This is a genomic window from Arthrobacter sp. TJ-240 (assembly GCF_058269195.1).
This window is the reverse complement of the sequence record NZ_JBZCNG010000007.1, coordinates 138,478-158,184: the sequence shown is the minus strand read 5'-3', so window position 1 is coordinate 158,184 and position 19,707 is coordinate 138,478. Positions and strand designations below refer to the sequence as shown.

At 70.4% G+C, this 19,707-nt stretch carries 20 protein-coding genes; 9 read left to right on the top strand and 11 right to left on the bottom strand.

The window, feature by feature from the left end:
* Positions 1–98 precede the first annotated feature (98 nt).
* The 5 genes from AC4D2C_RS16395 to AC4D2C_RS16375 all read right to left on the bottom strand — a co-directional run bounded on the left by AC4D2C_RS16395 (position 99) and on the right by AC4D2C_RS16375 (position 5,119).
* On the bottom strand, positions 99–809 hold the full coding sequence (locus tag AC4D2C_RS16395; RefSeq protein ID WP_490915895.1) for a hypothetical protein: 711 nt from the start codon (positions 807–809) through the stop codon (positions 99–101).
* Positions 810–937: 128 nt separating this feature from the next.
* On the bottom strand, positions 938–1,678 hold the full coding sequence (locus AC4D2C_RS16390) for an ABC transporter ATP-binding protein (RefSeq protein ID WP_490905620.1): 741 nt from the start codon (positions 1,676–1,678) through the stop codon (positions 938–940).
* Positions 1,678–2,667 (bottom strand): ABC transporter ATP-binding protein, encoded by a 990-nt coding sequence (locus tag AC4D2C_RS16385; protein ID WP_490915937.1) that lies wholly within the window; start codon positions 2,665–2,667, stop codon positions 1,678–1,680. The genes AC4D2C_RS16390 and AC4D2C_RS16385 overlap by 1 nt, the downstream gene beginning before the upstream one ends.
* A 110-nt stretch (positions 2,668–2,777) precedes the next feature.
* Entirely contained in the window at positions 2,778–3,758 is a 981-nt protein-coding gene (locus tag AC4D2C_RS16380; RefSeq protein WP_490915894.1) for a branched-chain amino acid ABC transporter permease, read from the bottom strand.
* Positions 3,759–3,766: 8 nt separating this feature from the next.
* Positions 3,767–5,119, bottom strand: coding sequence for a branched-chain amino acid ABC transporter permease (locus AC4D2C_RS16375; RefSeq protein WP_490915893.1), 1,353 nt, complete (start codon positions 5,117–5,119; stop codon positions 3,767–3,769).
* Between the two features lie 298 nt (positions 5,120–5,417).
* On the opposite strand from AC4D2C_RS16375, the gene AC4D2C_RS16370 reads away from it, so the two are divergent.
* The gene (locus tag AC4D2C_RS16370) at positions 5,418–6,266 is read left to right on the top strand and encodes a Bax inhibitor-1/YccA family protein (protein ID WP_490915892.1); all 849 of its coding nucleotides are present in this window, start codon (positions 5,418–5,420) and stop codon (positions 6,264–6,266) included.
* Positions 6,267–6,352: 86 nt separating this feature from the next.
* Here AC4D2C_RS16370 and galK read toward each other — a convergent pair whose 3' ends face one another.
* Genes galK through AC4D2C_RS16355 form a run of 3 tightly spaced genes read right to left on the bottom strand, consistent with a single transcriptional unit; the run spans position 6,353 to position 9,431 of the window.
* Entirely contained in the window at positions 6,353–7,510 is a 1,158-nt protein-coding gene (gene galK, locus AC4D2C_RS16365; RefSeq protein WP_490915891.1) for a galactokinase, read from the bottom strand.
* Entirely contained in the window at positions 7,507–8,634 is a 1,128-nt protein-coding gene (gene galT / locus AC4D2C_RS16360; protein WP_490915890.1) for a galactose-1-phosphate uridylyltransferase, read from the bottom strand. The genes galK and galT overlap by 4 nt, the downstream gene beginning before the upstream one ends.
* Positions 8,631–9,431, bottom strand: a complete 801-nt coding sequence (locus AC4D2C_RS16355) for a DeoR/GlpR family DNA-binding transcription regulator (protein ID WP_490915889.1) — start codon at positions 9,429–9,431, stop codon at positions 8,631–8,633. Before AC4D2C_RS16355 ends, galT begins: the two co-directional genes overlap by 4 nt.
* Positions 9,432–9,570: 139 nt before the next feature.
* Between AC4D2C_RS16355 and AC4D2C_RS16350 the strand changes: the two genes are divergently transcribed.
* The 4 genes from AC4D2C_RS16350 (at position 9,571) to AC4D2C_RS16335 (ending at position 13,786) form a co-directional block, all read left to right on the top strand.
* Positions 9,571–10,485, top strand: a complete 915-nt coding sequence (locus tag AC4D2C_RS16350; protein WP_490915888.1) for an aldose 1-epimerase family protein — start codon at positions 9,571–9,573, stop codon at positions 10,483–10,485.
* A 34-nt stretch (positions 10,486–10,519) separates the two neighbouring features.
* Entirely contained in the window at positions 10,520–11,863 is a 1,344-nt protein-coding gene (locus AC4D2C_RS16345; RefSeq protein WP_490915887.1) for an AI-2E family transporter, read from the top strand.
* A gap of 68 nt (positions 11,864–11,931) precedes the next feature.
* Positions 11,932–13,185, top strand: a complete 1,254-nt coding sequence (gene ilvA / locus AC4D2C_RS16340) for a threonine ammonia-lyase (RefSeq protein ID WP_490915936.1) — start codon at positions 11,932–11,934, stop codon at positions 13,183–13,185.
* Positions 13,186–13,192: 7 nt separating this feature from the next.
* Positions 13,193–13,786, top strand: coding sequence for a rhomboid family intramembrane serine protease (locus AC4D2C_RS16335; protein WP_490915886.1), 594 nt, complete (start codon positions 13,193–13,195; stop codon positions 13,784–13,786).
* A gap of 41 nt (positions 13,787–13,827) precedes the next feature.
* Here AC4D2C_RS16335 and greA read toward each other — a convergent pair whose 3' ends face one another.
* Both greA and AC4D2C_RS16325 read right to left on the bottom strand, forming a co-directional pair.
* On the bottom strand, positions 13,828–14,319 hold the full coding sequence (gene greA / locus AC4D2C_RS16330) for a transcription elongation factor GreA (RefSeq protein WP_490915885.1): 492 nt from the start codon (positions 14,317–14,319) through the stop codon (positions 13,828–13,830).
* A gap of 202 nt (positions 14,320–14,521) precedes the next feature.
* Positions 14,522–14,953 carry a DUF4307 domain-containing protein gene (locus AC4D2C_RS16325; protein WP_490915884.1) on the bottom strand — a complete coding sequence of 144 codons (432 nt, stop codon included), beginning with the start codon at positions 14,951–14,953 and terminating at the stop codon, positions 14,522–14,524.
* A 69-nt stretch (positions 14,954–15,022) separates the two neighbouring features.
* On the opposite strand from AC4D2C_RS16325, the gene mca reads away from it, so the two are divergent.
* Entirely contained in the window at positions 15,023–15,946 is a 924-nt protein-coding gene (gene mca, locus AC4D2C_RS16320; protein WP_490915883.1) for a mycothiol conjugate amidase Mca, read from the top strand.
* A gap of 83 nt (positions 15,947–16,029) precedes the next feature.
* Entirely contained in the window at positions 16,030–16,368 is a 339-nt protein-coding gene (locus AC4D2C_RS16315; RefSeq protein WP_490915882.1) for a hypothetical protein, read from the top strand.
* Positions 16,369–16,408: 40 nt separating this feature from the next.
* On the opposite strand, the gene trhA is transcribed toward AC4D2C_RS16315, so the two are convergent.
* Positions 16,409–17,050, bottom strand: a complete 642-nt coding sequence (gene trhA / locus AC4D2C_RS16310) for a PAQR family membrane homeostasis protein TrhA (RefSeq protein ID WP_490915935.1) — start codon at positions 17,048–17,050, stop codon at positions 16,409–16,411.
* A gap of 321 nt (positions 17,051–17,371) precedes the next feature.
* Between trhA and AC4D2C_RS16305 the strand changes: the two genes are divergently transcribed.
* Positions 17,372–18,133: an isoprenyl transferase gene (locus AC4D2C_RS16305; protein WP_490905864.1), complete on the top strand. Its 762-nt coding sequence runs from the start codon at positions 17,372–17,374 to the stop codon at positions 18,131–18,133.
* Between the two features lie 240 nt (positions 18,134–18,373).
* The gene (gene phoH2, locus AC4D2C_RS16300) at positions 18,374–19,702 is read left to right on the top strand and encodes an RNA 5'-3' helicase PhoH2 (RefSeq protein ID WP_490915881.1); all 1,329 of its coding nucleotides are present in this window, start codon (positions 18,374–18,376) and stop codon (positions 19,700–19,702) included.
* Positions 19,703–19,707 lie beyond the last annotated feature (5 nt).

Genomic DNA, 19,707 nt, shown 5'->3' with positions numbered 1-19,707 from the left:
TCCCTCCGGCCTCCGGGCCGGCAGTAGCGGCACAGCAGAAGGCCCCGTCCGCCCTCCCCCCGGAGGTGCGGCCGGGGCCTTCCTGCTGCCGCCGGTGGTCAGGAGTCGCCCGGCGCGCGCCGGGAGATGGCGTAGGAGGGCTCCCGCACCTTCCGCGCCCACTCGTACGTCCCGGCGCCCGCGAGCGGGTGGAGGACCGCGTCGAACCGCAGGTCCTTCTCCTCGGCGTCGGGGTTCAGCTGCAGCGTGAGCGTGCCGAAGTGCTGCCACGCACCGCGTGGCGTGGCGAAGTAGAGGCCGAGCTGCCAGGGGGAGGAGCCGAGCGACCGTGCGAAGCCGCGGAGCGACGACGGGAGACCTGCAGGGCTGAGCGTCCGGGCGCCGAGGATCACGGGCCCGGCCTCGCCCCGGTAGGGCATCATGGTGCCCAGAGGGGCCTTCGAGACGCTGAGCCTGGGGACCAGCATGAAGCGGCCGGGGAAGGACCAGCCCGTCGAGGACAGCAGGATGTCGGAGAACGTGGACGGCGTGGGACCTGAGTCCTGGTGGTGGAACCGCACGGCGAGCCCGACGACGTCGGGCAGTCCGTCCGGAGTCCCCACGGACCGGGAGATCCGTGCCGTGGCGGCGCCCTCACCCGGCCGGTCGATCCAGGAGATCCCGCTGGACAGGCCGTGGCGGTGCACGACGACGGTCCCGTCGAGCCTCAGGCCACGCGAGTGGATGGGGCGGTGCCGGCGGACGTGCTTGATGCCGCGGAACAGCACCTCGAAGCCCTTCCCGATCGCGCTGCTGACCAGTGCTGCCATGAGTCGTCCTTCCTCGGAGCACACGTCCGGCACCCCTCCTGCCAACGTAGCGGCCCCGACACGGCGATGGGCGGGACCGCTGCCGGTCCCGCCCATCCCTTGCACTTCACGGTCCTGTGCGCTGGGCCTCAGGCGGTGTCCGCCAGCGTCCCGAGGTAGAGCTGGATCACCTTCGGGTCCTTCATCAGCTCACGGCCCGTTCCCGTGTAGGCGTCCTTGCCCTGGTCCAGCACATACGCGCGGTCGCAGATCTGCAGGCAGCGGCGGGCGTTCTGCTCCACCATGATCACGGACACGCCGGCGCGGTTGATCTCGTGGACGCGCAGGAACGTCTCGTCCTGCTTCACGGGGGAGAGGCCCGCCGACGGCTCGTCGAGGAGCAGCACCGCGGGGTCCATCATGAGCGCCCGGCCCATGGCGACCATCTGCCGCTCGCCGCCCGACAGGGAGCCGGCGCGCTGCGCCTTCCGCTTGCCCAGTTCGGGGAAGAGGCTCGCCACGAAGTCGAAGCGTTCCTTGAAGTCCTTGGGCCGCTGGTACATGCCCATCTGGAGGTTCTCCTCGATGGTCAGGGTGCCGAAGACGTTGTTGTTCTGCGGCACGAACCCGACGCCCCGGCTGACCAGCTTGTTGGCCTTCAGCCCCGTGATGTCCTGCCCGCGCACCACGACGGTGCCCGAGTGGACCTTCACCAGGCCGAACATCGCCTTCAGGAGCGTGGACTTGCCCGCCCCGTTGGGGCCGATGATGCCGATCAGCTCGCCGCGGCGCGCCTCGATGCTGCAGCCGTTCAGGATGTTCACGCCCGGCAGGTAGCCGGCGACGAGGTCCGTGACCTTGACGACGGAGTCGCCCTCGAACTCATCCATTACTTCGTCTCCTCGTCCTTGTGCGCGGTGCCGGCGGCGTAGGCCCCGCCGCCCCCGATCTCGGTGACGCCGTGCCCGAGGATGCCCTCGTTCTCCGTGCCGACCACCGATTCCTCGTCGTGGGCCAGTTCCTCCTCGAGGCGCTCGATGCCCGTGGAGTCGCCGAGGTCGACGTCGTGGTGAGCGCCCAGGTAGGCGTCGATGACGGCCTGGTCCTTCATCACGATCTCCGGCGGTCCTTCCGCCACGACCTTGCCCTCGGCCATGACCACCACCCAGTCGGCGATGTGTCGGACCATGTGCATGTCGTGCTCGACGAACAACACGGTCATGCCCTCGGCCTTCAGGTTCTTGATGTGGTCGAGAAGCGATTGCGTGAGCGCCGGGTTGACGCCCGCCATCGGCTCGTCGAGCATCACCAGGCGCGGCCGCACCATGAGGGCGCGTGCCATCTCGAGGAGCTTGCGCTGGCCGCCGGAGAGGGATGCAGCGTAGTCGTCACGCTTCGTGTCGAGCTTGAACTTCGCCAGCAGCACCTCCGCCTGCTGCGTGATCTCGCGTTCGCGGCCGCCCCAGATGCCCTTGAACAGCGCCCGCGCGAGGCTCTCGCCCGGCTGGTCCGTCGCCCCGAGGCGCATGTTCTCCATGACGGTGAGCTTGCCCATCACCTTGGTCAGCTGGAACGTCCGCACCATGCCCATGCGGGCCACCTTGTGCGAGGCGACCTTGGCCAGGGGCTTGCCGTCGAACTCCCAGTCGCCGCTGTTCGGGGTGTCGAAGCCCGTCAGCAGGTTGAACAGGGTCGTCTTGCCGGCACCGTTGGGACCGATCAGCGCGGTGATCTTGTGCCGCGGGATCTCGAGGTGCTCCACGTCGACGGCGTTGATGCCGCCGAAGGTGCGCGTCACGTTCTGGGCGATCACGATCGGATCCCGTTTGCGGCACCCCGGCCCCGTCCCGCCGGCGGTGATCGGCGCGGTGTCGGTCATGTGGTCGTGACCGGACGCGCTTCCGCCGGCGGCGTGCGAGCCGCCGGTCGTGGCGTCGTCGCCGGGTACCGCCGCGGCGTCGTCGGGATTGCTGGTGCTGTGGCTGCCGGTCATGCGAACGCCAACTCCTTCTTGTTACCCAGGACGCCCTGCGGCCTGAAGACCATGAGCAGCATCAGTGCCACACCCACGAGGATGTAGCGGAGCTGACCCGCCTGTGAGTTGGACAGGAATGTGATGGCGCCGACCTCGATCAGCCCGTACAGGATTCCCTGCGTCAACGAGAGCACTACCCAGAAGATCATCGCCCCGATCACCGGTCCGAGGACAGTGGCCATTCCTCCGAGGAGGAGGCAGGTGTAGAGGAAGAAGGTCAGCTCGGTCGCGTAGTTCGCGGGCTGCACGGCCCCGCGGGGGAGTGTGAAGATGATGCCCGCGAGCGAGCCGAGGACTCCACCGATCACGAGGGCCTGCATCTTGTAGGCGTAGACGTTCTTGCCGAGTGAGCGCACGGCGTTCTCGTCCTCCCGGATGCCCTTCAGTACGCGGCCCCAGGGGCTGCGCATGAGGAGCCAGACCACGAGGCAGGCGATGACGACGACGGTCCAGCCGACGATGCGGATCCAGAGGTCGCGCTCGTTCATGCCGAGTGGGCCGATGTTGTAGGTGCCGGGCGGGAACGGGTTGAGGGCGTAGAAGCCGCCCTCGAACGCCGCGAGTCCGTTGGCGGACCCCGTGATGTCCGTGAGCCCGTTCGTGGTCACGATGTAGCGGATGATCTCCGCCGCGGCGATCGTCACGATGGCGAGGTAGTCGGCCCGGAGCCGGAGCGTCGGGACGCCGAGCACGATCGCGAAGATGACCGAGGCCAGGAGCGCGACGAGAACCGCCACCGGCAGGGGGGCATTGAAGCTGAGCGTGGAGATGGCGAACCCGTAGGCGCCGACCGCCATGAAGCCGGCCTGGCCGAAGTTCAGCAGGCCGGAGTAGCCGAAGTGGACGGCGAGGCCGAGCGCGGCGAGCGCGTAGGCCGCGGTCGTCGGGCTGATCAGTTCACCGAAGGCGTTGACGAGGATGTTTCCGAAGTCCATGGGGGCCCCTAACCTATGCGCTCACGGCGGCCGAGGATACCCTGCGGCCGGAACAGGAGCACGAGAATCATGATCAGCAGCGCACCCACGTATTTGAGGTCTGCCTCGAGCCAGATCGTGGAGATCTCCACGAACAGCCCGACGATGATGGAACCGACGAGCGCGCCGAACACGGTGCCGAGCCCGCCGAGGGTGACGCCGGCGAAGATGAGCAGCAGGATCTGCTGGCCCATGTTGTAGGAGACGCCGGGCCGGTAGTAGGCCCAGAGGATGCCGCCGAGGGCTGCGAGCATGCCGCCGAGCACCCAGACGATCCGGATGACGCGGTCGACGTCGATGCCGGAGGCCGCAGCGAGGGCAGGATTGTCCGCAACGGCGCGGGTGGCCTTGCCGATACGCGTGCGCAGGAGCAGGAAGGCGACCAGGAGGATGACCACGAGGCTCACGATGAGCGAGGTCAGGTTGTTGCGCGAGATCGAGATGGAGCCGAAATCGATGATCTCGCTCTGCGAACCCGGCAGCTGCTGCGTAGCGCCGCCGAAGAAGAACTGGATGATGTAGCGAAGCGCGAGGGCGAAGCCGATGCTGACGATCATCATCGGGACGAGGCCCGTGCCGCGCCGCCGGAGGGGCTTCCACAGCCCCGCGTCCTGGACGTAGCCGAGGAGCCCGCCTCCGAGAACCGCGAGGACGACCGCGACGGCGATCGGGAGCCCCGCGGCGGAGAAGGCGAACGCGAGGACGGCGCCCAGGGTGACCATCTCGCCGTGGGCGAAGTTGGTGAGGCCGGTGGTGCCGAAGATCAGTGATAGCCCGACGGCGCTGAGCGCGAGCAGGAGCCCGAAACTGAAGCCTGCGACGGCCCGCTCGGCCAGGGTCTCCAGGAACGAGGTCTGCTGCGCGACGATGCCCTCGCCGAACAGGAATAGCGTCGTGGCGCTGGTGGTGTTGGCGAAGGTGACCTGGCGGGGGTTCTCCTGCCCCTCGGCGAGCGTGATGCCCTCGGGGAGGGTGTCCTCGTCGACCTCCACCTCGTAGGTGCCCTGCTCGGGCACCCCGATGCTCCAGGCGCCGTTCGGTCCGGACGTCGTCTCACCCTCGAAGCCGTTGCCCGTCGCCGTGACCGTGACGTCGGCGATCGGACCGTCGGCGCCACGGAGGACACCGCCGATGCGGTTGTCGAACTCGGCGGCCTGCAGGGTCCCGGCGGTCTGGGCCTGGAGCACTATGCGGTACTGGGGCGGGTCGGGCAGCTCGGGGGACGCCTGCGCCGCGGGGGCGCCGAGCAGCACGAGAGCCAGGAAACCGAGCACCATCAGGAGCGACCTCCTGATCCGTGCAGGCGTCGATAAGGTGATCAAGATGGGAACCTCCACGGTGGGGGCAGGCCCGGCGGCAGCCGCCGGGATCAAGAGTTGTGACGAGTGTCACTGGCGTGGGGATCATGTTACTAGCGGCATGTTTCCGCTTTTCACAAAAGCATGCCGTCGAGGTAGCGATTCGGTAACGAATGTTTCCCTAAGGGCCCTTCCCAGTTGAATTTCCGGCTCCGGGACCCCCTGCGGCGCGCTGTCCGTCCGGGAACAAATGGGCGCCGAAAACGTTGTAATTGGTAGGCTTTGACGAACATGCAGCCCCCTACTGGAGGACTAACTCACAATGGCACTTGGCGGTAATCCGGTCTTCAACGGGAAGAACTTCCGTTCCGCGACCCGAGGCAAGGAAAGCGCAGGCCTCGGCACCATGACGTACGGCGGCACGGCCATGGCGAACCAGCAGCAGCTGGAGCACATGTACAACCAGCCGTCGGCCGGTCCGGCGCAGACCGGGCGCATGACGTTCGACGACGTCATCGTCAAGACGCTGCTCTGCCTGGGCTTCGTGCTCATCGGTGCCGCCGTTCCGGCATTCCTCGTCCCCGGCCTCGCCCTTCCCCTGATGGTGGTCGGCGCACTCGGCGGTTTCGTCCTGGGACTGGTCAACGCGTTCAAGCGCGAGCCCTCGCCCGCGCTGATCCTGGCCTACGCCGGGCTCGAGGGCCTGTTCCTCGGTGGACTGACGATGTTCTTCGAGGCCATGTGGCCGGGCATCGCGGTGCAGGCGCTGCTCGGAACGCTCATCGTCTTCGGTGTCACGCTGGCCCTGTTCAAGAGCGGCAAGGTGCGGGCCACCCCGAAGGCCATGAAGTTCTTCATGATCGCCCTCATCAGCTACGCGGCGTTCTCCCTGGTGAACCTCGGAATGATGCTCTTCGGTGCGACGGACAGCATGTTCGGGATGCGTGACTACGAGATCTTCGGCATTCCCGTCGGCGTCCTGATCGGCATCGTCGCGATCGGCCTCGCAGCCTTCTCGCTCATCATCGACTTCACCTCGATCAGCGAGGGCGTCCGCCAGGGCGCGCCCCAGCGCTACTCCTGGACGGCGGCCTTCGGCCTGACCGTCACCCTCGTGTGGCTGTACGTCGAGATCCTGCGTCTCCTCGCGATCCTGCGCGGCGACGACTAGCACTCCCCGGGCGCTTCGGCGTCCCGCTCCATGAGGAGAGGCCCGCACCCGTCAGGGTGCGGGCCTCTCCTGTCGTCGGGCCCTTATCAGGCCACGCGCGCCGCTCCGGCGCCCGGCAGGACGCTGAAGATGACCGGGGCGCGGAAGTCCGCCGCCGCGAAGGCCCGCTCCACGGCGGTGCGGATGGCCGGGACGTCGTCGACCCGCGCGAGGGCGATCGCCGCACCGCCGAAACCGCCTCCGGTCATGCGGGCCCCGAGGGCGCCGGCCTCGAGGGACGCGTCCACCGCGGTGTCGAGTTCGGCGCAGGAGATCTCGAAGTCGTCGCGCATCGAGGCGTGGCTGGCGACGAGCAGCGGGCCGAGGTCCGTCGGCCCGGCACTGGTCAGCACCTTCACGGCGTCCTCGACGCGCGCGTTCTCCGTGACGATGTGGCGGACCCGCCGGAAGGTCTCCTCGTCGAGCACGCCCGCAGCCTCCGCGAGGTCCTTCACGGAGAGGTCCCTGAGGGCCGGGACGCCCATCAGTTCGGCACCGAGTTCGCACGAGCGGCGCCGAGCGGCGTAGCCGCCGGTCGAGTGCGAGTGGCTGACCCGCGTGTCGATGACCATGAGTTCGAGTCCGGCACCCTCGAGGTCGAGGGGGACGAGCCGGGAGTCGCCGGAGCGGCAGTCGAGGAAGACGGCGTGGCCCACCTCGCCCAGCAGGGATGCGGACTGGTCCATGATGCCCGTGGGGGCACCGACCATCCGGTTCTCGGCGAGCTGGCCGATCGCCGCCAGCTCGCGCCGGGAGACGCCGGCCTGCGAGAGGTCGTTGGCCGCGACGGCCACGGAGCACTCCAGGGCCGCGGAGGACGACAGCCCCGCACCGACGGGGACGGAGGAGTCGACGAGGAGGTCCATGCCCGGGCAGCGGTAGCCCGACTGCTCCATGGCCCACAGGACGCCGAGCGGGTACGCAGCCCACCCCTCCACACCGCCCTCCTCGAGAGCATCGAGGTCGACCGTCACCGGGGCGTCGTCGGGCGCGAAGGTGGACGCGACCCGGACGGTGCGGTCCGGGCGGACGGCGGCCGCGACCGTCGTCGAGTGCTTGATGGCGAAGGGCAGCACGAAGCCGTCGTTGTAGTCGGTGTGCTCGCCGATCACGTTGACGCGCCCCGGAGCCGACCAGAGGCCGTCCGGTTCCGTGCCGAAGCGCTCGGTGAAGGCCGCCGCGAGATCGAGGGGTGCGGAGTTCATGCCTGGTCCTTCCGTGCTGGAGCGGGAGTGGCGCTGCGGAGTGCCTCAGCGACCTTCTCCGGGGTGGTGTCGTTGATGAAGGCGCCCATCGCGGCCTCCGAGCCGGCCAGGAACTTCAGCTTGTCGGCGGCACGGCGGGGAGAGGTCAGCTGGAGGTGCAGGTACCCGGCGGGCCGGAGGACGTCGTCGATCGGGGCCTGCTGCCAGGCCGCGATGTACGGGGTGGGCGTGGGGTACAGGGCGTCGAGCCTGCCGAGGAGGTCGAGGTAGACCGTGGTCAGCTCGTCGCGCTCCTCGCCGGTGAGGCCCGTGAAGTCGGCGACCTGGCGGTGGGGGACCAGGTGCACCTCCAGGGGCCAGCGGGCGGCGAAGGGCACGAACGCGCTGAAGTGCTTCCCCTCGATCACCATGCGGTCCCCGGACGCGCGCTCGGAGGCGAGCGCGTGCCCCATGAGGGTCTGCGTGCCGCCGGAGGACTCGAAGAACTCGGCGGCCCGGGCCGCGAGCGTCGCGGCGCGCGGCGGGATGAACGGGTAGGCGTAGATCTGCCCGTGCGGGTGCAGCAGGGTCACGCCGATGTCCGCTCCGCGGTTCTCGAAGCAGAACACCTGCTTGATGCCGGGCATCGCGGACAGGGCCTGCGTGCGCTGCGCCCACGCGTCGATGACGGTCCGGGCGCGCTCGGGGCTCAGCGAGCCGAAGGACCCCTCGTGCGCCGAGTCGAACGCGACCACCTCGCACCGCCCGTACGCCGTCGCCGTCGTACCCCATTCCGGGGCGGCCGGGAGGTCGCCGAGGTCGGGGCCGAAGGACGAGAAGCGGTTCTCGAAGACGACGACCTCGTAGTCGGCCGGGATCTCCGAGAGGTTCGCGGCGGTCGTAGGGCACAGGGGGCACTGGTCGGCGGGCGGCAGGTGCGTCCGCGACTGGCGGTGCGCGGCCACCGCGATCCACTCGCCGGTCAGGGCGTCGTAGCGGGCCGTGCCGGCCGGGCCGCGCGGGGGAAGGCCGCGGGTGTCACGGGTCGCGGCGGCATCCCGGTGCAGCGCGGCGCTCTCCTCGCGGGCGTCGAAGTAGATCAGCTCGCGTCCGTCGGACAGGCGCGTGGGGGTGATGTGGGTCATGGTCGCTCTTCCAGGAGGGGGTCGGGAACGGGGTCGCAGAGGATCTGGGTGCGGGCGGCGTACTCGTCGCCGGGCCGGAGGTCGGTCACCAGGGTGCCGGCGGTGTCGAGGGGTGCCACGCGGGCGAGGCTCACGACGCCGATCTTGCTCGCGTCGGCGAGCACGACGAGCTGCCCGCAGGTCCGGGCGAACGCCTGGTTCGTCTCGGCCTCGGCCAGATTGGGGGTGGTGATGCCGGCGTCCGCGTCCACGCCGTGCGCTCCCATGAAGCACAGGTCGGCGCGGAGCGAGGCGATGGTGCCGGTGGCCAGCGGGCCGACGAGGGCCTTCGACGGCGTCAGCTGGCCGCCCGAGAGGAGGACCTGCGGTGCGGCGTCACCGGGGGACACGGCGTGCAGCCGGTGCAGCTCGTCCGCGAGGGGGAGCGAGTTGGTGATGATGGTCAGTCCCTGGATGCGCGCGAGGAGGGGGGCCAGGGCGTAGGTGGTGGTGCCGCCCGTGATGGACACCGTCATGCCGGGTGCGAGGAGGGAGACGGCGGCGGCAGCGATCCTCCGCTTCGCCTCGCCCCCGCGGGTCCTGTTGGCGTCGAAGCCGGCCTCCACCGAGCTGAGGCTGCCGGGGCGGACGGCACCGCCGTGCACCCTCACGAGCGCGCCCCTGGCCTCGAGCGTGTCGATGTCGCGGCGGACGGTCATCTCGGAGACGCCGAGCGCCAGGGCGAGGCCGCTCACGCGTACCGCGGGCTGGTGGGTGAGGCGGTCGATGATCGCTGCATGGCGTTCGGCTGCGAGCATGGTCCTCCTGTCGGCGGCAGCGGGGCAGAACACGGAATCGCACTGGACCGCACCAAAACGAACAAAACCTATCATAGGCGTCCGTGCCACCGCGGGTGCGGAGAACCGGTGCGTGACAGGGCGGCGGTAGCATCGCACCATGACTTCGGGAACCCGACCGGCCAGCGGTACCAACTACACGCTGACGGCGGGCCGGGCGACCGCCGTCGTCGCGAGTCTCGCCGCCGCGCTCAGGTCCTACCGGTACGACGGCGTGGCGCTGACCGAGACCTGGGGGGACGACGCCATCCCGGCGGGTGGCGGCGGCATCCTGCTGGCACCCTGGCCCAACCGCGTGGCCGACGGCCGCTGGACGCTGCACGGCGAGGAGCAGCGCCTCGACATCACGGAGCCGTCGAAGGGCAACGCGATCCACGGGCTGCTGCGCAACACCGGCTACCAGGCGGTGGAGGTCGGCGACGCCCGGCTGGTCCTCGACGCCGAGATCTTCCCGCAGCACGGCTATCCCTTCCACCTGATCCACCGGGCCACGTACGAGCTCACGGAGGAGCAGCTGACGGTGACACAGGAGCTCTCGAACCTCTCGGCGGCGCCCGCGCCCTTCGCCCTCGGCGCGCACCCCTACCTGAAGATCTCGGACGTCCCCACCGAGCAGCTCGTCCTCACCCTGCGCGCGGAGGAGATGTTCGAGGCCGACGACCAGTCCATCCCGACCGGGCGGGCACCCGTGTCGGGGCAGCACGACCTGCGGCAGGGGCAGCGGATCGGGGACATCGCGTTCGATACCGCCTTCACGGGCCTCGCGCTCGTGGACGGACGCCACGAGCACGTGCTGTCCGCCCCGGACGGGCGGCGCGTGACGCTGTGGGCCGACGCCTCCTTCGCCTACGCCCACGTGTTCATCAGCACGATCTACCCCGGCGTCAGCAAGGCGGTGGCGGTCGAGCCGATGACCGCGCCCGCGAATGCGTTCAATTCCGGGGAGGGCCTGGCGTGGCTCGAGCCGGGTGCGTCCTTCTCCGCGAAATGGGGGATACTGCCGGGTCTCGGATAGCGGGCGCCCGGGCCTTCTATGGAAGGATTGGGCCATGCAGCGTCTCCCCGGAGCGAAACCCCAGCGCGCCCTCCAGCGTGCGGTGAGCCGTGGAGCCGCGGCACTGCCCGACCCGCTGCCCCGGCAGCCCGCCGACCCGCGGGACCCCGTGCGCACGGACCAGCGCCACGACCGGAGCGCCGACCGCTCGGACGTCCCCGTCGCCCTCCGGATCGCCGCGTCCTGGTCCTGGCGGCTCGCGCTCGTCATCCTCGTCAGCGGTGTGCTCGTCTACCTGCTCAGCCGCATCTCGCTCCTCGTCATCCCGCTCATGATCGCGGGCTTGGTGGCCGCGCTGCTCATGCCGCTGAAGGACGCCCTCCGACGACGCAGGGTCCCCAACGGGGCGGCCGTCGCCATCACGCTCGTCGGCTTCTTCGGCCTCATCACGGGCGCGCTGCTCCTCGTCGGCCGCCAGCTCGCCCTCGGGATCACGAGCCTCGGCGGCGAGGCGCAGGACGGCGTCCAGCAGGTGCTGGCCTGGCTGTCGCAGGGCCCCCTCCAGCTCACGACGTCGCAGATCGACCAGTACCTGACCGACATCGGCAACGCCGTCCAGAACAACAGCGCCTCGATCCTCAGCGGGGCACTCTCCTTCGGAACGACGGCGGGCCACGTGGCCGCGGGCACGCTCCTGACGGTATTCGCCCTGATCTTCTTCCTGCTCGACGGCGGCCGCATCTGGCGCTTCCTCGTGGGCCTCACGCCCCGCCGGGCGCGGGCGGCGGTCGACGGCGCGGGGCGGCGCGGCTGGATGTCCATGGCCAGCTACGTGCGGGTGCAGATGGTCGTCGCGGCCGTCGACGCGGTGGGCATCGGGGTGGGGGCCGCCGTCATCGGTGTGCCGCTGGCCCTGCCGCTCGGCGTGCTCGTGTTCCTCGGGTCCTTCATCCCCATCGTCGGAGCCCTCGCCACGGGCTGCGTCGCCGTGCTGCTGGCCCTCGTGGCCAACGGGTGGGTCAACGCCCTGGTGATGCTCGCGATCGTGCTGCTGGTGCAGCAGGTGGAGGGGCACATCCTCCAGCCGCTCATCATGGGCCCTGCCGTCGCGCTGCACCCGCTCGCCGTCGTCCTCGCGGTCGCGGGCGGCACGCTGCTCGCCGGGATCCCGGGCGCCCTGTTCTCCGTCCCGCTCCTGGCGGTCCTCAACACCTCGGTGCGCTACATCGCGCAGCGGGCCTGGGAGTACGATCCGGTCGTGGCACGGGAGGGCTGGCCCGGAGGGGGAGTCATTAGCGGGCCGGCGGAGGAGCGAGGAGCTCCGGCACCGCCGGCCAGCACCCCGGGACCTCCCGCCGCAGCAGCGGCGCCAGCCCTCCAGAGAGAGACCTCACAGTGACCGAGCAGACCGTGACGAACACCCGCACCACCGCCAGTGACAGCACCGGCCCGACGGCGGTGCTCGACATCCCCGCAGGCGCCGATCTCCCGGTGACCCTCGCCGACGTCGAGGCCGCCCACCGGACCCTCGAGGGCGTCATCGCCCGCACGCCGATCGAACAGTCCCGCGCCCTCGGCCGCCTCACCGGTTCGACCGTGTCCTTCAAGTGCGAGAACCTCCAGCGGGCCGGGTCCTTCAAGGTGCGCGGCGCGTACAACCGTATGGCGAAACTCAGCGCGGCCGAGCGGGCCCGCGGCGTGGTCGCGGCGTCGGCCGGCAACCACGCGCAGGGCGTCGCCGTCGCCGCCGCCCGCCTCGGGATCGCCGCCCGCATCTACATGCCCCTCGGCGTGGCCCTGCCGAAACTGGCGGCGACCCGCGGCCACGGCGCCGAGGTGGTGCTGCACGGCCACAACGTGGACGAGGCGCTCACCGAGGCCCGGAAGTACGCCGACGAGACCGGCGCCGTGTTCGTCCACCCGTTCGACAACGTGGACGTGGTCGCGGGCCAGGGCACGCTCGGTCTCGAGATCCTCGAGCAGGTGCCCGACGTCGACACGATCCTCATGGGCGTCGGCGGCGGCGGACTCCTCGCCGGCGTGGCCGTCGCGGTCAAGGCGCGGGCGAAGGAGCTCGGCCGCACCATCCGGATCATCGGGGTCCAGGCCGAGAACGCCGCCGCGTACCCGCCGTCCCTCGCCGCGGACGCCCTCGTCCCCCTGACGAAGGTCTCGACCATCGCCGACGGTATCGCCGTCGGACGCCCCGGCCAGCTGCCCTTCTCGATCATCCGCGAACTCGTCGACGACGTCGTGACCGTCAGCGAGGACTCCCTCGCCCGCGCACTCATCTTCCTGCTGGAACGGTCGAAGATGGTGGTCGAACCTGCCGGTGCCGTGGGCGTGGCGGCCCTGCTGGACGGCAAGCTCACGGAGGGCGGGGCGCAGCCCGGCAACACCGTCGTCGTCCTCTCGGGCGGCAATATCGATCCCATGCTCATGCTGAAGGTCATCCAGCGCGGCCTGGCCGCGGCGGGCCGCTACCTCGTGGTGCGCATGCTGCTCGACGACCGGCCCGGCTCGCTGGCCACCATCTCGCGCATCATCGCCGAGTCGGATGCGAACGTGACCGGCGTCGACCACACGCGCGTGGGCGGGTCGATCAGCATGGGCGACGTCGCCATCACCATCAACATGGAGACCAAGGGCGAGGAGCACTGCGAGCAGGTCCTCAGCAACCTGCGCGCCGAGGGCTTCCAGCCCGTCGTCATCAAGGGCTGAGGACGCCGTGCATCCCCTCGCGCACCGGGCCCAGGCGGGCCTCATCACCGTCGGCGGCCTCGTGGCCGTGATGTGGGCGGTGTTCGTGCTGAACCTGCTCCTCGGGAACCTCCTGGTCCGGACCCTCGGCATCGCACCCCGCCGGCTCGACGGGCTCGACGGCGTGGTGTTCGCGCCGCTGCTGCACGGCGGCGTGGAGCACCTGGCCGGCAACACCCTGCCCCTGCTGGTGCTCGGGTTCCTGGCCTTCCTCGAGGGTGCGCGGCGCTTCGCCGTCGCTGTGGGCATCAGCTGGCTGGCCTCCGGCCTCGGTACCTGGCTGTTCGGCGGCGGACTGACCATCGGCGCCTCCGGGGTCGTGTTCGGCCTGTTCGCCTACCTGATCACCCGCGGGTTCTACAACCGCGACTGGAAGCAGATCCTCCTCGCCGGGGTGCTGTTCCTCGTCTACGGGTCCATCCTGTGGGGCATCCTGCCGCGGCTGGGCTCCGACATCTCCTGGCAGGCCCACCTCTTCGGGGTGCTCGGCGGCATCCTCGCGGCCTACCTGCTCAAACGGAAGCGGCCCGCCCCCGGGGGGACGGACCGCTTCGGCGTCTAGTGGTGCGCGGCCGGACCGCTCGGCCCGGCTGAGGGGCGTCGTCAGCCGACGTACGGCGTTGCCGAGAGGATCTCGACGGTGATCTGCTTGCCGTTGGGGGCGGCGTACGTGACCGTGTCACCGGCCTTCTTGCCCTGGATCGCAGCGCCGAGGGGCGACTTCTCGCTGTAGACGTCCACGTCCGTGTCGCCGGCGACCTCGCGGCTGCCGAGCAGGAAGTTCTCCACGTCACCGGCGATCCGCGCGGACACCATCTTGCCCGGTTCGACGACGCCGTCGTCGGCCGCGGCCTCGCCGACGTGCGCGTTCTCGAGCAGGTGGGTGAGCTGCCGGATGCGTGCCTCGGCCTTGCCCTGCTCCTCCTTGGCGGCGTGGTAGCCGCCGTTCTCCTTCAGGTCACCCTCCGAGCGGGCCTGCTCGATACGGGCGACGATCTCCGTGCGACCGGGACCGGAGAGGTGCTCGAGCTCGCTCTTGAGTCGATCGTAGGACTCCTGCGTGAGCCAGGCGACGGAGGCGCTGTTAGTGGACACGGGATTACTCCTTCGGTACGGCCGCCTCCGCGGACGGAGGGGCTTGTGATCGGACGGACGGTCGTGGAGCCACCGTCCGCGGCAAGCAAACACCCCGCCTCGTGGGACCGGGGGACCGGTACGCCGGTGAGGCGGGGCGCTAGGTTTCCATCCAGTCTAGAGGGGTGCGGGCCAGAACCCAAGAGATGCTGGAGGGAACCGCTCAGTCCTCGACGATCCAGCAGGCGTTGACACCACCGGAGACGCCGGGCGAATCGGTCCGGATGTCCGTGCGGTGCGCCGTCGTCCCACCGCCGTTCACACCGTCCTCGGCGCTGGTGGGCCCGATGGTGACCACCCTCCAGCCGACCACCGCATAGTTCTCGCTGAGTACCTGCACGGCGCACTGCGCCGTGGCCGAGCGGTCCTTCGTCACCTCGAAATCGACGCTCGCCCGCCCGTCCGACGCCAGGGCGAACCCCACGTCCTTCGACGAGACGTCGGGGCTGCCGGAGGTCAGGGCCACCAGGCCCACCATCGCGACGGCGACGACGAGCGCCGCGAGGAGCAGGCTCCGCACACGGCTCATGCGCCTGGCCGGCTTGGGGGTGCCGTAGCGATTGGCTACTCTTGAGGGCGTAGGGGCGGAGCTCACCGTCCCATTTTACCGTCCGCCGGCCGTCCCCCTCGCGGACGTCCGTCCCCGCAGAGCCAGGAGCTCGTGTTGCCAAGCCAGGATCTTCCCCGCGCGTCCGGTGCGGGCCTCCGCCTCCTCGCGGTCCACGCCCACCCCGACGACGAGTCGAGCAAGGGAGCGGCCACCATGGCCGCCTACGTCGCTGCGGGTGCCGAGGTCATGGTGGCCACCTGCACGGGAGGCGAGCGCGGCGACATCCTCAACGCGGCCATGGACGGGGACGCGCATGCCGGCCGCGACCTGCCGGGCCTGCGGCGCGTCGAGATGGCGCGCGCCGTCGCCGAGCTCGGCGTGCAGCAGCGGTGGCTGGGCTTCACCGACTCCGGCCTGCCCGAGGGTGATCCGCTCCCGGACCTGCCCTTCGGCTGCTTCGCGCTCCAGCCCCTCGAACGTGCGGCCGCACCCCTCGTGAAGCTCGTGCGCGAGTTCCGCCCGCACGTGATCCTCAGTTACGACGAGAACGGCGGCTACCCCCACCCCGACCACATCATGGCGCACCGTGTGGCTGTGGAGGCGTTCGAGGCGGCGGCCGACCCGGAGCGCTACCCGGGCACGGGCGAGGCCTGGAGCGTGTCCAAGCTCTACTACGACCGCGCCTTCAACCCGGAACGCTTCCGCGCACTGCACACGGCCCTCGAGGAGGCCGGCCTCCAGTCGCCCTACGCGGAGCGCATCGCGCAGTGGCTCGAGGCGGACGCGGAGGGCCACCAGCCGCCCGCCCCGACGCACCCCACCACCACGCAGATCCGCTGCGGCGACTTCTTCGGGCACCGCGAGCGCGCGCTGCTCGCGCACCGCACGCAGGTGGACCCGGAGGGGTTCTTCTTCGCCGTCTCGGTGGACCTGCAGCAGGAGGTGTGGCCCTGGGAGGACTACTCCCTCATCACCTCGCGCGTGGAGTCCGCCGTGCCCGAGGACGACTTCTTCGCCGGTATCACGCCGGGCGGCTAGGTCCGCGCCGCATTTCTATCCCGCGTAGAATTATGGGTGGCGGGCAACCCCGACCTGCCGCGAGCTTCGAAAGTGGTGCCTGCGTGTTCCTTCCCCTCAGCCTGGCTGCGACCGTGACGCCGTCGGGGGACCCGACGCTCAAGCCGGGCCTCGACCCGGCGTCGGTCACGCCCGGGACGCTCGGCTTCCTGGCGACCCTCTTCGTCGTCGTGCTCGTCATCTTCCTGATCCGCGACATGGTCAAGCGCATCCGCCGCGTCCGGTACACCGCCGAGGTGGAGCAGGCGCGGGCCCAGCGTGCCGCCGGTGGCGTGCCGACGGCAGGAGTGGACGACGGGCCGGGCCTGTCCCGCGGCAGGGACGGCACGGCCGACGGCGGTCGCCCCCAGCCGGGCGGGAAGCACGGCCCGGACAACCGCTGATCGCAGGGTCCGTCCCGGACCCGGTCGGTACCCGGCCGGGTCAGACCCCGATCGGGTGCAGGACGGCGAGCATGATCGCGACGAAGTGCGCCGCGAAGGCCGCCACCGTGAACGCATGGAAGAGCTCGTGGAAGCCGAACACGCGCGGTGAGAAGTTGGGCCGCTTGATCCCGTAGAACACGGCGCCGGCGATGTACAGCACGCCGCCCACGCAGATCAGCAGCGCGGCGGGCACATTGGCCGCGAAGAAGTCGGGCATGTAGAACACGGAGCCGAGGCCGAGCGCCACGTAGATGGGCACATACAGCCACCGCGGCGCTTGCACCCACAGATTCCGGAAGAGCACGCCGGCGACGGCGCCTCCCCAGATGATCCACAGGAGCGTCTCCGCCTTGCCCCGGTCCAGCAGGGCCCAGGCGAGCGGCGTGTAGGACCCGGCGATGACCAGCATGATGTTGGTGTGGTCCAGGCGCTTCAGGACCACCTTCACGCCCGGACTCCAGTTGCCCCGGTGGTACACCGCGCTCACGCCGAACAGCAGCACGCCCGTGAGGGCGTAGATGGCGGAGGCGACCCGGAGCCCCGGCGTCGGGGCCACTGCCACGAGGACGACACCCGCGGCGACGGCGAGGGGCGTCGCGACCGCGTGGATCCATCCCCGCCACAGCGGCTTGGCCGCCATCGCATCCGCGAGCGGTCCCGCCACCGAGGACACCGCGTCCTCGAACGAGCTGTCGTGGCCGGCCGCGGGATCCGAAGGGCCCGGGACAGGGGTCGGATAGCGCGGGGTCATGCCGGAATTCTAGCCCAGGCTCCTGCCCGCCCTTCCGACGGCCGCCTGTCGAGGAGATGGTCGCCGCAGGCGGTCCCGCCCTGCATGCAGGCCTTTGCCGGGCAACTGCCGGTACGGTAGGAGGAGGTATCCGGGGTCAGGCGCCCCGTGTCGAGCATGCCTCCGGCCCCGGCCGGAGCGGGAACCAGGGGAGGGCGGCCGGGCGTGAGCTTGAAGTTCCCCGAAGTCGGCTACAGCTTCTACGAGCGCAGGCTGCAGCGGAACCTCGCGCCCGAACGCATCCCGCACCACATCGGCGTCATGGTGGACGGCAACCGGCGGTGGGCGAAGCTCGCGGGCGCGCCCACGAGCCACGGGCACCAGGCGGGCGCGGACAAGATCCACGAGTTCCTCGGCTGGTGCGAGGAGCTCGGTGTCGACGTGGTGACCCTCTACATGCTGTCCACGGACAACATGGGCCGGCCCCAGGAGGAGATCGACCAGCTCCTCGACATCATCGCCAACACCCTCGACCGCCTCGGGGAGAGCAACCGTGTGCGGGTCCAGCCCGTCGGCGCCCTCGACCTCCTGCCCGACGACCTGGCCGGGAAGCTCGTGGACCTCGCCGCGTCGACGGAGCGGATCGACGGACTCCACGTGAACGTGGCCGTCGGGTACGGGGGGCGGCGCGAGATCGTCGACGCCGTCAAGGAACTGATGCGGGATGCCGCAGCCCGCGGCATGTCCCTCGAGACCCTCGCCGAGGAACTGACGGACCAGCACATCTCCTCCTTCCTCTACACGCGCGGGCAGCAGGACCCGGACCTGGTCATCCGCACCTCGGGGGAGCAGAGGCTCTCCGGGTTCCTCATGTGGCAGAGCGCCTACAGCGAGTTCTACTTCTGCGAGGCCCTGTGGCCTGATTTCCGGCGCGTGGACTTCCTCCGCGCCCTCCGCGACTACGGCCGCAGGCAGCGCCGCTTCGGGTCCTGAGCAGCCGTCCCGAGTGTTCACCGGCGCTTCATGAACGACACGATGGGGGGCGCTGCGCTGCGGGGGTCGACGGCGTAGGGTCTACCCATCGACGGACATCGGATCCGCCGACGGAAGGCCGCTGATGACGTCGATGGTGCCAGGCATCTCGTACGAGTCGGGGAGGCCGCCCGGCCTCCTGGCCGGAACGCCCACCCCACCCCTACGAATTCGGGGTGCCCACCCCGGAGCGGAGTCCATGTGGCTACAACCAACACCCCGGAGCAGGACGCGGTCGATCCGCGGCGCAGCTACGTCATCGACACCTCGGTGCTCCTGTCCGATCCCCGCGCCATCCTGCGGTTCGCGGAACACGAGGTCATCCTCCCCATCGTCGTCATCACCGAGCTCGAGGGTAAGCGCCACGACCCGGAGCTGGGGTACTTCGCGCGGAAGGCCCTGAGGCTGCTGGACGACCTGCGGGTGGACAACGGCGGGCTCGACACCGACGTCCCGCTCGGGGACGAGGGCGGGACGCTGCGCGTGGAACTGAACCACGTCTCGCCCGAGGTACTGCCGGTCGGGTTCCGCAGCGGCGACAACGACTCCCGGGTCCTCGCCGTCGCCAAGAACCTCGCCGTCGCCGGGCGCGACGTGATCGTGGTGTCCAAGGACCTGCCGATGCGCGTGAAGGCGTCCGCGATGGGCCTGCAGGCCGACGAGTACCGCAACGAGTTCGTGAAGGACTCCGGCTGGACGGGCGTCGCCGAGCTCGACGCCACGGTCGAGGAGGTCAACGCCCTCTACGACCACGAGGCCGTCCTGACACCCGGCGGCGCGGAGCAGCCGGTGAACACGGGCGTCATCCTGCTCTCGCCGCGCGGCTCGGCGCTCGGGCGCGTCGGGGCGGACAAGCACATCCGGCTGGTCCGGGGCGACCGCGACGTCTTCGGCCTGCACGGGCGGTCCGCGGAACAGCGCCTGGCGATCGACCTCCTGCTGGACCCCGAGGTGGGGATCGTCTCCCTGGGCGGGCGCGCAGGGACGGGCAAGTCGGCCCTCGCGCTCTGCGCGGGCCTCGAGGCGGTCCTGGAGCGACACGAGCACCGCAAGGTCGTCGTGTTCCGGCCCCTGTACGCGGTGGGCGGGCAGGAGCTCGGCTACCTGCCCGGGAGCGAGAACGACAAGATGAATCCGTGGGCGCAGGCCGTCTTCGACACGCTCGGCGCGATCGTCTCGCCCGAGGTCGTCGAGGAGGTGCTGGACCGCGGCATGCTCGAAGTGCTGCCGCTGACGCACATCCGCGGCCGCAGCCTGCACGACTCGTTCGTGATCGTCGACGAGGCGCAGTCGCTCGAGAAGAACGTGCTCCTCACGGTGATGAGCCGCATCGGGCAGAACTCGAAGATCGTCCTCACGCACGACGTCGCGCAGCGCGACAACCTCCGGGTGGGCCGGCACGACGGCATCGCGGCCGTCGTCGAGACGCTCAAGGGCCATCCGTTGTTCGGCCACGTCACGCTGACGCGTTCGGAGCGCTCGCCGATCGCGGCGCTCGTCACCGAGCTGCTGGAGGGGTCGGACGGCTAGGCGTG

Bases quoted from the DNA above. Each gene is read 5' to 3' on its own strand.
- AC4D2C_RS16380 (WP_490915894.1), bottom strand. From the start codon at position 3,758: ATGGACTTCGGAAACATCCTCGTCAACGCCTTCGGTGAACTGATCAGC.
- AC4D2C_RS16355 (WP_490915889.1), bottom strand. From the start codon at position 9,431: ATGCTCGCAGCCGAACGCCATGCAGCGATCATCGACCGCCTCACCCAC.
- galK (WP_490915891.1), bottom strand. From the start codon at position 7,510: ATGAACTCCGCACCCCTCGATCTCGCGGCGGCCTTCACCGAGCGCTTC.
- AC4D2C_RS16390 (WP_490905620.1), bottom strand. From the start codon at position 1,678: ATGGATGAGTTCGAGGGCGACTCCGTCGTCAAGGTCACGGACCTCGTC.
- trhA (WP_490915935.1), bottom strand. From the start codon at position 17,050: ATGGCGGCCAAGCCGCTGTGGCGGGGATGGATCCACGCGGTCGCGACG.
- AC4D2C_RS16345 (WP_490915887.1), top strand. From the start codon at position 10,520: ATGCAGCGTCTCCCCGGAGCGAAACCCCAGCGCGCCCTCCAGCGTGCG.
- galT (WP_490915890.1), bottom strand. From the start codon at position 8,634: ATGACCCACATCACCCCCACGCGCCTGTCCGACGGACGCGAGCTGATC.
- AC4D2C_RS16370 (WP_490915892.1), top strand. From the start codon at position 5,418: ATGGCACTTGGCGGTAATCCGGTCTTCAACGGGAAGAACTTCCGTTCC.
- AC4D2C_RS16395 (WP_490915895.1), bottom strand. From the start codon at position 809: ATGGCAGCACTGGTCAGCAGCGCGATCGGGAAGGGCTTCGAGGTGCTG.
- AC4D2C_RS16350 (WP_490915888.1), top strand. From the start codon at position 9,571: ATGACTTCGGGAACCCGACCGGCCAGCGGTACCAACTACACGCTGACG.
- AC4D2C_RS16385 (WP_490915937.1), bottom strand. From the start codon at position 2,667: ATGACCGACACCGCGCCGATCACCGCCGGCGGGACGGGGCCGGGGTGC.